Origin of the sequence: Actinophytocola sp. (assembly GCF_045807065.1) — a bacterium.
In the GTDB taxonomy this organism is placed as follows: domain Bacteria; phylum Actinomycetota; class Actinomycetes; order Mycobacteriales; family Pseudonocardiaceae; genus Actinophytocola.
The window spans coordinates 1-12,672 of sequence record NZ_JBJMIE010000520.1; the positions used below are offsets into that span (position 1 = coordinate 1).

A 12,672-nucleotide genomic window follows, 5' to 3' on the forward strand; every position below is an offset into this window, starting at 1 on the left:
CAGCCGGATCGGCGGCTCGGAGTTCGCGGCGGTGATCAGCCGTTCCAGGACGTTCCTGCGTCGCGGCCACCCGGTGGGGACCGGCTCGGTCCAGGCCAACGCCTCCGCCAGCACGGCCTTCGCGAGTGGGCCCGGCTCGCCCGGCCCTTCCAGCTGCCGCAGCGTGGACCGCACCGCCTGGCGGCCGATCCAGAACGCGGAGCCCTCGTCGCCGAGCAGCCAGCCCCACCCGCCGCACAGCGCCACCTTGCGGTGGTCGACGATCCGCGCGGCCACCGAGCCCGTGCCGCCGATGATCACCGTGCCGGCGGGGGAGGGGGTCGCCGCGGCGAACGCCACCTCCGCGTCCGACACCACCTCGATCGGGCACGCCACGCCGACGCGCCGCAGCGCGGACTCGAACACCGACTGGATCGCCGGGTCGGTGAACTTGCTCGCGCCGGCCATGCCGAGCAGGCACGCCACGACCGGGGCCCCGGCGGGCACCGCGGCCGCGATGGCCTCCGCCACCCGCCCCGCCGCGACGTCCGGCGGGTGGGAGTTGGGGTTGCCGCCCCCGGACCTGCCGCGCCCGGCGACCACCCCGTCCGACGAGACCGCGACGGCACGGGTCGAGGTGCCGCCGATGTCGACACCCACGGCGACCGCGCTCACGACTCTCCCTCGCCGGCTCCGAGGAGCCGCTCGCGGTCGCCCTGTGTTCGATGGTTCGTTCGGCGAACTGCGCTCACGACTCCCCCTCGCTGGCTGCGGGGAGCCCTGTGTTCGATGCTCCGCAGGCCGCGCTCACGTCACCATCCCCGGTCCCGGTTCCATCAGCACGTTGTCGGCCGTCATGGTGCCGCCGCACTGCGTGCAGCCCACGATCGCCGTCGCCGCGGCCTCGCCGCAGTCCAGGTGTCTCAGCAGGCGGGGCGGCCCGGCCGAGTCGGCAAGCCACTGATCACCCCAGCGGATGATGGCCGCGATCACCGGGAAGAAGTCCCGCCCCATCTCGGTCAGCGGGTACTCGTACCGCGCGGGCCGGTCCTGGTAGCGGACGCGGTCGAGCAGGCCCGCGCCCGTCAACCGGTCCAGCCGCTCCGTGAGTGTGTTCCGCGCGATGCCCAGCTCGGCCTGGAACCGGTCGAACCTGCGTACGCCGTTGAACGCCTCACGCATGATGAGCAACGTCCACTGGTCCCCCAGCAGGTCCATCGTTCTTGCGATGGAACACGGCCAGCGGGCAAACGATGTCCTTCGCACCTGGAAAGTCTAGGGGGGAGTGGCTACACAGTGCGAGTGACCTTGTGCAGTCCGCGAGGATTGTCGGGGTCCACGCCCCGTGCCAGGGACAGCCCGAGGGCGAGCCGTTGCAGCGGCAGGATTTCCAGGACCGGCGCGACCTCCTCGGCCGTCTCGGGGACGGCGACCCGGAGATCCGCCGGTGTGTCCGCGGCGGCCGAACCCACCGCGAGCACGGCCGCGCCCCGGTCGTGGACGGTCTGGACGACGTCACGCAGGGCCGTGCCGCCGTGGCCCCTGCTCGTCACCGCGACCACCCCGGTGTGCTCGTCGATGGCCGCGACCGGGCCGTGCAGCAGGTCCGCGCCGCTGTACGCGCGGGCGGCGAGGTAGCTGGTCTCGGCGAGCTTCAGCGCGGCCTCGGCGGCGGTCGCCGACGAGTAGCCGCGACCCGTCGTCACCACGCGTTCGATCGCCCGGAACCGTTCCACGGCGTCCTCCACCGGCGCGGTGAGGGCGGTGGAGGCCAGCTCGCCGATGCCCTGGACCGCCTCGGCCGAGCCGCCGCGGACCGCGTCGACCAGCAGGTACAGCGACAGCAGGGTCGCCGAGTAGGTCTTCGTCGCGGCCACCGCCAGCTCGTCGCCCGCCTTGATGTCGACCGACAGCTCCGCCGCGTCCGACAGGGGCGAGGACGGCGTGTTCGTGACGGCCACGGTCAGCGCGCCCTGTGCCCGCGCGGCCTCGGTCGCCGCGACCAGGTCGGGGGAGCCGCCGCTCTGGCTCACGGACAGGTACAGCACGTCGGTGAAGTCCGGGCGGGCGCCGTACAGCGTGGTCGTCGACGGGGAGACCAGACCGGCCGGCAGCTGGAGCAGCACCTCGATCAGGTACTTCGCGTAGAGGGCGGCGTGGTCGCTGGACCCCCTGGCCGCGAGCAGCGCGAACCGCGGTCTCCGCGCGGCGATCAGTGAAGCCACGGAGGCGAAGTCGCCCTGCCGCGCCACCAGCGAGTCGAACACCGCCGGCTGCTCGGCGATCTCCGCGGCCATCCGCGACCCAGCCATCAGGCCTCCCAATTCTCCATTAGGTCTAGACCAATCATGGTAGAGCGGTATGGTGTGCTCTCGCCACGGGTGTCACGGTATTCCCAAAAACGGCAGGGCCGATCGCGCTGGTGGCCTCGGGACGGCATGCTGTACCAGGGAAGTCGTTGGAGGAGGAGTCATGCTCGAAACGTCGGCCGAACCGGAGCCCGACGCCGGCACCCGCGCCATGCGCGAACCCAAGTACTGGGGCCTCAAACGGCACCTGCTGGACCTGCTCGCCGCCCTGCCGCCGGGGTCGCCGATCCCGACCGAACGTTCGCTCGCCGCGCAGTTCGACGTCTCGCGAACCACCGTCCGACAGGCACTGGCGGACCTCACGGTAGAAGGCCGGCTACTGCGCGTGCAGGGCAAGGGCACGTTCGCCGCGGAACCCAAGGTGGCGCAGCGGTTGCAGCTCTCCTCATACACAGAGGACATGCGGGCGCAGGGTCGGGAGCCGTCCTCCAAGCTCATCGACGTCGTCGAGATCCCGGCGGAAGGCGAGCTGACCACATTGCTCGGCGTCCGCTCGGGCGCGAAGGTCCTGCGCATGCAGCGCCTGCGCCTCGCCGACAACGAGCCGATGGCCATCGAGACCACGCACCTGCCGCTCGGCCGGTTCCGCGGTCTGCGCAAGTACCTGCAGCCGGGCGGTTCGCTGTACCAGGTGCTCAAGGAACGGTTCGACGTCGAGATGGGACACGCCGAGGAGACCATCGAGACCGCGCTCGCGGGCCCGCACGAGGCCGAACTGCTCGGCGCGGACGTCGGCATGCCGATGCTGCTGCTGTCCCGGCACTCGTTCGACACCGCCGAACGCCCGGTGGAGTGGGTCCGTTCGGTCTACCGGGGCGACCGGTACAAATTCGTGGCGGAGCTGAACCGCCCAACCTGACGATCTTGTCGGCGCTTTGGCGGATACTGCGGCCATGGACAACGGTGCGGTTCGCTGGGGGACGGGGACGGCGCGCGGGGTGCTGGCCGCGACCATCCTCGGCTCCGGCATGGCCTTCCTCGACGGCACGGTGGTCAACATCGCCCTGCCGCGGATCGGCGATGAGTTCAACGCGGGGGTCGCCGGGCTCCAGTGGATCCTCGACGGGTACATGCTCACGCTGGCCGCGTTGATCCTCGTAGCGGGCTCGCTCGGGGACCGCTACGGGCGCCGGAAGATCTTCCAGCTGGGTGTCGTCTGGTTCGGCGTCTCGTCCGTCCTGTGCGGCGCCGCGCTGAACACGGAGATGCTGGTCGCCGCGCGGGTGCTGCAGGGCGTCGGCGGCGCGCTGCTCGCGCCGGGCTCGCTCGCGATCATCCAGTCGTCGTTCCACCGCGAGGACCGGGCGCGGGCGATCGGTACGTGGTCGGGGCTCGGCGGCATCGCGGGTGCCATCGGGCCGCTCGTCGGCGGGCTGCTCGTCCAGGCGTGGTCCTGGCGGCTGGCGTTCCTGGTCAACGTGCCGCTGGGCCTGGCCGTGCTCTGGCTGACCCGCAGGTACGTGCCGGAGACGCACGACGAGTCCATGACCGGACACCCCGACCTGTGGGGGTCCGTGCTCGGCGTGCTCGGGCTCGCCGGGGTCACGGCCGCGCTGGTGGAGGCACCCGGGCGTGGCGGCGGCGACCCGCTCGTCCTCGCCGGCGCGGTGGTCGGGGTGGCGGCGCTGGCCGCGTTCGTGGTGCTGCAGCGGCGGCAGCGCAACCCGCTCGTGCCGCCGGACATCTTCGCGAACCGGACGTTCGTGGTCGCGAACCTGCTGACGTTCGTGATCTACGCGGCACTCGGCGGCGTGATGATGCTGTTCGTCATGCAGCTGCAGGTCTCGCTCGGCTACGCGCCGACCCTCGCCGGCCTGGCCAGCCTGCCGATCTCGGTGATCATGCTGCTGCTGTCCGCGCACTCCGGCAGGCTCGCGCAGAAGTTCGGGCCGAAGCCGTTCCTCGTGGTCGGGCCGGTGGTGATCGCGCTGGCCATGCTGATGTACACGCGGGTGACGCCCGGCGCGTCGTACCTGCTCACCGTGCTGCCGGCCGTGGTCGTGTTCGGCCTGGGGCTCGCGTGCGTGGTCGCGCCGGTGACCGCGACCGTGCTGGCCGCCGCCGAGGACCGGCACGCGGGCGTCGCGTCCGGCGTCAACAACGCGGTGGCGCGGACCGGCGGCCTGCTCGCGGTGGCGATCCTGCCGGCCGCGGCCGGGCTGACCGGCGGGTCGTACAGCGACCCCGACGCCATGACCTCCGGATGGCGGACCGCGATGTGGATCTGCGCCGGGCTCTGCGTGGCGGGCGCGCCGCTGGCTCTCGGCGTGCGCAACGACGTGCTCGCACCGGCGCCGCAGCCGGCAGCGGGCGCGGAGCCGGCGCCGGTCGCGGCGAGTCCGGCGCCGGCGGACTGCTTCCACTGCGGGGTGACGGACCCGCCGACGCACCTGCGAGCGATCCGCCAGCCGGTCGGTGCGTCGTCCGCGAAGGGGCGCCCAACGCCCTGAAGACGCTGCTGCCGCGCGACGTGGCGAAAGCGCCGTTCGAGGCATCGTCGCCGGCTCGGACGCGCCGGCGCGGGCGTCGGTCAGGCGGTGAGGACCTCGGCGAGCAGCTTCGGGTCGATGTTGCCGCCCGAGAGGACCGCGACCGTTCGGCCCTTGGGCAGGTCGCGGTGCAGGTAGGCGGCGGTGGTGACCGCACCGCTGGGCTCCGCCACCTGCTGTGACCTCGTGGCGAGGACGGCGACGGCTGCCTTGATCTCGTCCTCGGTGACCGTGACGATGTCGTCGACGTGCGCGCGGATGTGCGCGAACGTCAGCTCCGACGGGGTGGAGCGCAGGCCGTCGGCGATGGTCCTCGCGCGGTCCTCGGTGGACCAGTTCGGCCGGTGGCCCAGCCGGAAGCCCTCCGCGGTGTCCCCGGCCAGCTCGGGCTCGACGCCGATGACCTTCGCGTGCGGTGCCCTCGCCCTGATCGCGGTCGCGATGCCGGAGATCAGGCCGCCGCCGCTGACCGGGACGAGCACGACCTCGACGTCCGGCAGGTCGGCCGCGATCTCCAGGCCGATGGTGCCCTGGCCGGCGATGACGTCCGGGTGGTCGAACGGCGGGATGAGCGTGCCGCCCTCCGTCGCCACGATCTCCTCGGCCGCGGACTCACGGTCGGCCGGCGGCACGACGACGACCTTCGCGCCGTGGCGGGCGGTCGCGTCGATCTTCACCTGCGGCGTGTTGGTGGTCACGACGATGGTGGCCGGGATGCCGTACAGCTTGGCGGTGTAGGCGACGGCCTGGGCGTGGTTGCCGCTGGAGTAGGCGACCACTCCGTTTTTCCTTGCCTCCTCGGGAATGCGTGCGACGGCGTTGGTCGCGCCCCGGATCTTGAACGCGCCGATCGGTTGCAGCTGCTCGGGTTTGAGCCACAGGGGATGGTCGTCGTCCGCCCAGAGGCAAGGCGTCAAGGGGGTTCGCACGACCCGGCCCGCGATCCGGGCGGCGGCGGCCTCGATGTCGTCGATCGTGATCAGTTGCACGACAACCAGTATGCACTGTCCACAATGGACTGTGGTGGTGCTCACGATTGGCCAACCGGTGGAGTGGGTTATCCGTCGCAGACGTTGAACAGTGGGAGAACCGGTTTTCGTAGAAAAGGATCATGAGCGAGAAGACGGAAAACACAGAAGGTGTACGGATCAGCCAGGTGGCGGCGGGTGCGTTGGCCGCGGTGACGGCGGCCGTCGTCGGGTCGACCATGGGGGTCGGCGGAACGATCGCGGGGGCCGGGCTCGCCAGCGTGATCTCGACGGTCGGCGGGTCGCTCTACCTGAGGTCCATCCAGCGGACCAGGGAGAGCGTGCTAACGGTACGCGCGAAGGTCGTCGGCCGCTCGGGTGGTGCGACCGTCCTGGTCTCCGACGAGGACCCCGAGAGGCCCGTGGTGCCCGGCGAGGAGGTTGCGGCCACCCCGGCCACCGACGAACCGGCCGAGGAGACGTCTGACCAGCCGCCGGCGGGCAGGGCACACGGCCCGCGGCGGTGGGTGGTGCTGGCCGCGACCACCGTCGCCGCGTTCGTCCTGGGCATGCTGGTCATCACCGGCGTGGAGTGGGTGCGTGGCGAGTCGCTGTCCGGTGACACCGGCACCACGTTCAGCAGCATCGTGGACCCGCACCGTGGCTCCGGCGGCACCGAGGACCCGGCCCCGACCACGTCGACGACCACGCCGACCTCGACGAACACCACCTCGGAGTCGACGGCCACGACGGGTTCGACCACGACGTCGACGACGCCGCCCAGCCACTCGAGCACCACGACGACCACGACGACACCGCCGGTGACCACCACCACCGATGCGGCACCGCCGGAGGGCTCAGCGCCTGCTTCGGGCTAGCGTCACGCGCACTGCCAGTAGTTGTTCAGTCGCTCACCTGGCAACTGTTGTCCCCGATCGGACGATATCCGCGCGCTGTGTGTGCACATAGTTTCAGAAAAGTCACCCCAACGGATGGCACCCCTCATTTGCCCGGGGGCAGCTCCTACCCCTGCCAGCCTCCGGGTCCCCTGCGAACAACCGAGGGAGCAACTTTGATGAAGCGCACGACACTTGTGCGAATGGGCGGTTACGCGCTGCTCGCCGTGGGCACGGCGATTACCGTCGCCGCGCCGGCGAACGCGGCTCCGGCCGGCGGATCGTCGACCAGCAGCGCGATCCAGGAAGCACTCCAGCGGGATCTCGGTCTGTCCCCGCAGCAGGCCCAGGTCCGGTTCCAGCAGGAGCAGGTGGCCTTCTCGAAGGAGAAGACGCTGCGCATCGAGCTGGGCGACACCTACGGCGGCAGCCGGTTCGACGCCGCCTCCGGCAAGCTCGTGGTCGGCGTCACGGACGCGAGCCGCGTGTCCCAGGTCACGGCCGAGGGCGCGGTGGCCGAGGTCGTCCAGCACAGCGCCGCGGAGCTCAGCGCCACCCAGTCGAAGCTGGAACAGGGCAGCGCCAGTGCGCCGAAGTCGGTGACCAGCTGGTACACCGACGTGGCGACCAACTCGGTCGTCGTCGAGGTCCTCGGCAGCGACGCGTCGGCCGCGTCCTGGGCGAAGAGCCTCGGCGCGAACGTCCGCTTCGTGACGGTCGCGGAGCGGCCGCGCACGTTGTGGAACGTGATCGGTGGCCAGGCCATCACGACGACCGCGGGTGCCCGCTGCTCGGCCGGCTTCAACGCCCGCAGCTCCAGTGGTGCCCGCTACGTCATCGACGCGGGTCACTGCGGCAACCTCGGTGGCACGTGGTCCGGCACCGGCGGCACGCTGGGTACGGTGTTCCGCTCGTCGTTCCCGGGCAACGACTACTCCGCGATCAACGTCAGCTCCAGCTCGGCCGTGTCGACGGGCCTCGTCGACCGGTACAGCGCGGGCAGTGACGTGCGGGTGACCGGCTCCTCCGGCGGCAGCGTCGGTCAGGCCGTCTGCCGGTCCGGCTCCACGACCGGATGGCACTGCGGCACGATCAACGCGCTGAACACGACGGTGACGTACTCGCAAGGTTCGGTCAACCAGATGATCCGCACCAACGTGTGTGCCGAGCCGGGCGACTCCGGTGGCTCGCTGGTGAGCAACGGGACGTCGACCGTCACCGCGCTGGGCATGACCTCCGGTGGTTCGGGTAACTGCAGCTCCGGCGGCACGACCTTCTTCCAGCCGGTCAACGAAGCCCTGAGCGCCTACGGCCTCTCTCTCGTCCTGGGCTGAGTTCCACCCATGCCAGCGGACGGGCTGAACCCTGCCAGCCCGTCCGCTGGTTGTTTCATGCCAGGGCTTTCCTGAGGCGGCCCGCCGCGGCCGCGGGGTCGTCCGCCTCGGTGATCGCGCGGACCACCACCACCCGCGAGGCACCGGCGGCCACCACCTCCGGCAGTCGGGTCTCGTCGATGCCGCCGATCGCGAACCACGGACGCGCCGGGTTCACCGCGGCCGTCGCGCTGACCAGGGCCAACCCGGGCGCCGGGCGGCCCGGTTTCGTGGGGGTCGGCCAGCATGGGCCGGTGCAGAAGTAGTCCACGCCCGGTTCGACGGCCGCCATCGTGGCCTGGGCCTCGTCGTGGGTCGAGCGGCCGATCACCACGTCGTCACCCAGGACCTTGCGCGCCCACGTGACCGGCAGGTCGTCCTGGCCGAGGTGCAGCACGTCCGCGTCCGCCGCCAGCGCCACGTCCGCGCGGTCGTTGACCGACAGCAGCGCCCCGTGCCGCGCGCACACCTCCGCCAGCACGGACAGCGCCGCCAGCTCGTCGCGCGCCTCCATGCCCTTCTCACGCAGCTGGATCACGTCCACGCCACCGGCCAGCGCCGCGTCCGCGAACTCCGCCAGGTCCGGTCGGTTTCCCGTGCAGAGGTACAGCCGCGCGTCCGCCAGCCGCCTGCGAATCTCGACTCCGTCTAGTCCGGGCACCCGTTCACGCTATACGGTGGAGGTTGTCCGCACGGGAGTCCAGGGGACTGGGCTGAGAGGGGATCTGCCGATCCCGACCGTGGAACCTGATCCGGATCATGCCGGCGCAGGGAGCGTGAGTGCCATGAGCGAAGCCTGCGGGGAGCGGCCATGAAAGTGGTCGTTGTCGGTGGCGGGGTCATCGGGCTGTCCGTGGCGTGGCGGCTGGCGCCCGCGCACGACGTGACGCTGGTCGACCCGGCCCCCGCGCGGGGTGCGTCCTGGGTCGCGGGCGGCATGCTCGCGCCGGTCACCGAGGCGTGGCCCGGGGAGGAGGACCTCCTCGACCTGGGCACCGAGTCACTGGACCGCTGGCCGGCCTTCGCCGCCGAACTCGGCCTGGAGCTGTACACGAAGGGCACGATCGCAGCCGCCGTGGACGGTGCCGACGCCGGGCAGCTGGACGTCCTCGCGGAGTTCCTCGCCGCTCGCGGGCGGGCGGTGGACCGGCTGGGCGGACGGGAGCTGCGCCGGGTGGAGCCGGCCATCGGACCGGGGGTTCGAAGTGGACTCCTGGTGCCCGGCGACCTGGCCCTGGACAACCGAGAACTGTTGCGGCGCCTCGATTTCCCCGGTGTCGTCCGCGCCTCGGCGCGTGCCGTGCGACCCGGGGCGGTGGAACTGGACGGTTCGACACTGGGGTGCGATGTGGTCGTGATCGCCGCCGGCGCGTGGAGCGGCGCGTTGCACCCGGCGCTCGCGTCGGCCGTGCGGCCCGTGAAGGGGGAGATCCTGCGGCTCCGGCGGCGGCCGAACGCGTTGCCGCCGCCGGTGCACACCGTGCGTGGGCTGGTCGAGTCCCGTCCCGTGTACCTGGTGCCGCGCGCGGGTGACGAGCTGGTCGTCGGCGCGACGCAGTACGAGGCGGGCTTCGACGACGAGGTGACCGTGGGTGGCGTGCGCGACCTGCTGATGTACGCCGAACGGGTGGTGCCGGGCATCGCGGAGTACGGCCTGACGGAGTGCGCGGCCGGGCTGCGTGCCGGCAGCCGGGACAACCTCCCGCTGGTCGGCTGGCTGGAGCCGGGCGTGCTGGTCGCCACCGGACACCACCGCAACGGCCTGCTCCTGGCCCCGATCACCGCGGACGCCGTCCGGGCCATCGTGGCCGGCGACCCGTCATCGATACCGGCCGCGGACCCCGCCCGCCTGACGCGAAGGACCACTTCCTCATGACGATCAACGTCAACGGCACCGAACGCGAAGTCCCCGACGGCGCGACAGTCACGGAAATGCTTGCCGCGCTTGCTGTTCCGGCCCGCGGCGTGGCCGTGGCCATCGACGGCGTCGTGGTCGCGAGGACCGACCACGACCACCGGGTGGTCCCGGACGGCGCGGACGTCGAGGTGCTGACCGCGGTGCAGGGAGGCTGACATGGACGACCCACTGGTCATCGGCGACCGCCAGTACTCGTCCCGCCTGGTCATGGGCACCGGCGGCGCGACGAACCTGGCGGTGCTGGAGCGCGCGCTGAAGGCGTCGGGCACCGAGCTGACGACGGTGTCCATCCGGCGCGTGGACGCCCACGGCGGCACCGGCGTCCTGGAGGTGTTGGAGCGCCTGGGAATCGACCCGCTACCGAACACGGCCGGCTGCCGGACCGCGGCGGAGGCGGTGCTCACGGCGCGCCTGGCACGCGAGGCCCTGGGCACGTCCTGGGTGAAGCTGGAGGTGGTGGCGGACGACCGCACCCTGCTACCGGACCCGGTGGAACTGCTGGACGCCGCGGCCGCACTGGTCGACGACGGCTTCACGGTCCTGCCCTACACCAACGACGACCCGGTGCTGGCACTGCGCCTGGAGGACCTGGGCTGCGCGGCCGTGATGCCCCTCGGCTCACCGATCGGGACCGGCCTCGGCATCCGCAACCCGCACAACATCGAGCTGATAGTCGCGCGCGCGAACGTGCCGGTGATCCTGGACGCGGGCATCGGCACGGCGTCCGACGCCGCACTGGCCATGGAACTCGGCTGCTCGGCGGTACTACTGGCGACGGCGGTGACCCGAGCGACCGACCCGGAGGCGATGGCCGCGGCCATGCGCCACGGAGTCAAGGCGGGCAGACTGGCCCGCGGCGCCGGCCGCGTGCCCCAACGCTTCTGGGCCCAGGCGTCCAGCCCGCCGCGCTGACTTCGGCCATCATCGCGTCGGCGGCCGCCCTCGCGCCGCAACGACGGTCGTCCTGATCGTGCGCCGGATCAGCGCCTGGCGAGCAGCCGCACTACGCGGCCAGCAGCCTAGGCGCCCTCGTCGCGATCCCTCAGGCCGAAGGTGGGCAACGTCTCCTGCGGTAGGCGCCAGAAGGCGGACACCGGTCCCACCCCGCCACCCAGGGGGTACGCGTGCCGGACGGCGTTGGTGACGAACTGCTTGCCGAAGCGGACGGCGTCCGGTACCGAGGCGCCCTTGGCCAGGGCGGAGGTGATGGCCGAAGCCATGGTGTCGCCGCCGCCGTGGGTGTGCTTGGTGTCGATGCGTTTGGCGGGCAGTTCGAGGAACGTCTCGCCGTCGTAGAGTACGTCGACGCACTCCGGGGACTCGTGCAGGTGGCCGCCCTTGACGAGTGCCCACTGTGGACCCATGGCGTGCAGTGCCTTCGCGGCCTCCCGTGACTCGTCGTACGAGCGCACGGTGATGCCGGTGAGCAGCCGCACCTCGTCGAGGTTCGGGGTGACCAGGGTGGCGCGCGGGAACAGCTCGTCGCGCAGGGCGTCCAGCGCGTTGTCGAGCAGCAGCTGGTCGCCGTGCATGGAGGCGGCCACCGGGTCCACGACGAACGGGATCTCGCCGTTCCGTCCGATGTGGACCCGGTCGCAGGCCTCGGCCACCGCCTCGATGATCTCGGCGGTGGCCAGCATGCCGGTCTTCGCGGCCAGTAACCCGATGTCGCCGGCGACGGTCTCGATCTGCGCCGCCACGGTCTCCGGCGGGATGAGCGAGACCCCGGTCACGCCCAGCGAGTTCTGCACGGTGACCGCGGTGATCGCGGTCATTCCGTGCACCCCGCAGGCGAAGAACGTGCGGAGGTCGGCCTGCAGCCCCGCGCCACCGCCGGAGTCGGAACCGGCGATGGTCAGGACGCGGGGCGGCGTGGTCGTCTGTGTCATCTGTGCGCTCCGCAAGCTCCGCTCAGGAGTCGACCACCGGCAGGTACACGTGGTTGCCCTGCTCCTGGAAACGCTCCGACATCTCCGTCATGCCCTCCTCGATCGCCGCCATGTCCGTCAGGCCGTGCTCCTCAGCGTACTTCCGCACGTCCTGGGTGATGCGCATGGAGCAGAACTTCGGGCCGCACATCGAGCAGAAGTGCGCGGTCTTGGCGGGTTCGGCGGGCAGCGTCTCGTCGTGGAAGCCGCGGGCGGTGTCCGGGTCGAGCGAGAGGTTGAACTGGTCGCTCCACCGGAACTCGAACCGGGCCCTGGACAGGGCGTCGTCCCACTCCTGGGCGCGCGGGTGGCCCTTCGCGAGGTCCGCGGAGTGCGCGGCGATCCGGTAGGTGATCACGCCGGTCTTCACGTCGTCGCGGTTGGGCAGCCCGAGGTGCTCCTTCGGCGTGACGTAGCACAGCATCGCCGTGCCCAGCCAGCCGATCTGCGCGGCGCCGATCGCGGACGTGATGTGGTCGTAGGCCGGCGCGATGTCCGTCGCGAGTGGACCGAGCGTGTAGAACGGCGCCTCACCGCACAGCTCCTCCTCCAGACGCACGTTCTCGGCGATCTTGTGCATCGGCACGTGGCCGGGGCCCTCGATCATCACCTGAACGTCGTGGGCCCGGGCGATGCGCCCCAGTTCGCCGAGAGTGGTGAGCTCCGCGAACTGGGCCTCGTCGTTCGCGTCGTAGATCGACCCGGGCCGCAGGCCGTCACCGAGCGAGAACGTCACGTCGTACGCCCGGAGG

14 protein-coding genes and 1 riboswitch are annotated in these 12,672 nt (G+C 71.6%); of the genes, 7 read left to right on the plus strand and 7 right to left on the minus strand.

The window, feature by feature from the left end; all coding sequences use genetic code 11:
• The 3 genes from ACJ73U_RS30520 to ACJ73U_RS30530 form a co-directional block, all read right to left on the minus strand.
• Positions 1-654 (minus strand): N-acetylglucosamine kinase (locus ACJ73U_RS30520; protein WP_407781184.1); only part of this gene is annotated, 654 nt, incomplete at its 3' end.
• 132 nt (positions 655-786) lie between these two features.
• Positions 787-1,245 (minus strand): winged helix-turn-helix transcriptional regulator, encoded by a 459-nt coding sequence (locus ACJ73U_RS30525; protein WP_407781185.1) that lies wholly within the window; start codon positions 1,243-1,245, stop codon positions 787-789.
• Positions 1,246-1,268: 23 nt separating this feature from the next.
• Complete coding sequence (locus ACJ73U_RS30530; RefSeq protein ID WP_407781186.1) at positions 1,269-2,291, minus strand: SIS domain-containing protein; 1,023 nt, start codon at positions 2,289-2,291, stop codon at positions 1,269-1,271.
• Between the two features lie 160 nt (positions 2,292-2,451).
• On the opposite strand from ACJ73U_RS30530, the gene ACJ73U_RS30535 reads away from it, so the two are divergent.
• Positions 2,452-3,207, plus strand: coding sequence for a GntR family transcriptional regulator (locus ACJ73U_RS30535; protein WP_407781187.1), 756 nt, complete (start codon positions 2,452-2,454; stop codon positions 3,205-3,207).
• Positions 3,208-3,241: 34 nt separating this feature from the next.
• The gene (locus ACJ73U_RS30540) at positions 3,242-4,798 is read left to right on the plus strand and encodes an MFS transporter (RefSeq protein ID WP_407781188.1); all 1,557 of its coding nucleotides are present in this window, start codon (positions 3,242-3,244) and stop codon (positions 4,796-4,798) included.
• A gap of 80 nt (positions 4,799-4,878) precedes the next feature.
• Here the strand turns inward: ACJ73U_RS30540 and ACJ73U_RS30545 are convergent, their stop codons facing one another.
• Positions 4,879-5,826 carry a threonine/serine dehydratase gene (locus ACJ73U_RS30545; protein WP_407781189.1) on the minus strand — a complete coding sequence of 316 codons (948 nt, stop codon included), beginning with the start codon at positions 5,824-5,826 and terminating at the stop codon, positions 4,879-4,881.
• A gap of 122 nt (positions 5,827-5,948) precedes the next feature.
• Between ACJ73U_RS30545 and ACJ73U_RS30550 the strand changes: the two genes are divergently transcribed.
• Both ACJ73U_RS30550 and ACJ73U_RS30555 read left to right on the plus strand, forming a co-directional pair.
• Complete coding sequence (locus ACJ73U_RS30550; protein WP_407781190.1) at positions 5,949-6,683, plus strand: hypothetical protein; 735 nt, start codon at positions 5,949-5,951, stop codon at positions 6,681-6,683.
• Positions 6,684-6,904: 221 nt separating this feature from the next.
• Positions 6,905-8,035: a S1 family peptidase gene (locus ACJ73U_RS30555; protein ID WP_407781191.1), complete on the plus strand. Its 1,131-nt coding sequence runs from the start codon at positions 6,905-6,907 to the stop codon at positions 8,033-8,035.
• A 55-nt stretch (positions 8,036-8,090) separates the two neighbouring features.
• Here ACJ73U_RS30555 and thiE read toward each other — a convergent pair whose 3' ends face one another.
• A complete protein-coding gene (thiE, locus tag ACJ73U_RS30560) occupies positions 8,091-8,735 on the minus strand; it encodes a thiamine phosphate synthase (RefSeq protein WP_407781192.1) in 645 nt (214 codons plus the stop codon).
• A 21-nt stretch (positions 8,736-8,756) separates the two neighbouring features.
• Positions 8,757-8,865: riboswitch (TPP riboswitch) on the plus strand.
• A 20-nt stretch (positions 8,866-8,885) separates the two neighbouring features.
• Between thiE and thiO the strand changes: the two genes are divergently transcribed.
• From thiO to ACJ73U_RS30575, 3 genes are read left to right on the plus strand one after another with little or no spacing between them, the layout of a single operon-like run.
• Positions 8,886-9,950 (plus strand): glycine oxidase ThiO, encoded by a 1,065-nt coding sequence (gene thiO, locus ACJ73U_RS30565; RefSeq protein ID WP_407781193.1) that lies wholly within the window; start codon positions 8,886-8,888, stop codon positions 9,948-9,950.
• On the plus strand, positions 9,947-10,147 hold the full coding sequence (gene thiS / locus ACJ73U_RS30570; RefSeq protein ID WP_407781194.1) for a sulfur carrier protein ThiS: 201 nt from the start codon (positions 9,947-9,949) through the stop codon (positions 10,145-10,147). The genes thiO and thiS overlap by 4 nt, the downstream gene beginning before the upstream one ends.
• 1 nt (position 10,148) lies before the next feature.
• Positions 10,149-10,904 carry a thiazole synthase gene (locus ACJ73U_RS30575; RefSeq protein WP_407781195.1) on the plus strand — a complete coding sequence of 252 codons (756 nt, stop codon included), beginning with the start codon at positions 10,149-10,151 and terminating at the stop codon, positions 10,902-10,904.
• Positions 10,905-11,011: 107 nt separating this feature from the next.
• On the opposite strand, the gene thiD is transcribed toward ACJ73U_RS30575, so the two are convergent.
• Together thiD and ACJ73U_RS30585 are read right to left on the minus strand one after the other, a co-directional pair.
• A complete protein-coding gene (gene thiD, locus ACJ73U_RS30580; protein WP_407781196.1) occupies positions 11,012-11,881 on the minus strand; it encodes a bifunctional hydroxymethylpyrimidine kinase/phosphomethylpyrimidine kinase in 870 nt (289 codons plus the stop codon).
• A gap of 22 nt (positions 11,882-11,903) precedes the next feature.
• Positions 11,904-12,672, minus strand: a 769-nt coding sequence (locus ACJ73U_RS30585; protein ID WP_407781197.1) for a phosphomethylpyrimidine synthase ThiC, incomplete at its 5' end; no start/stop codon positions are given.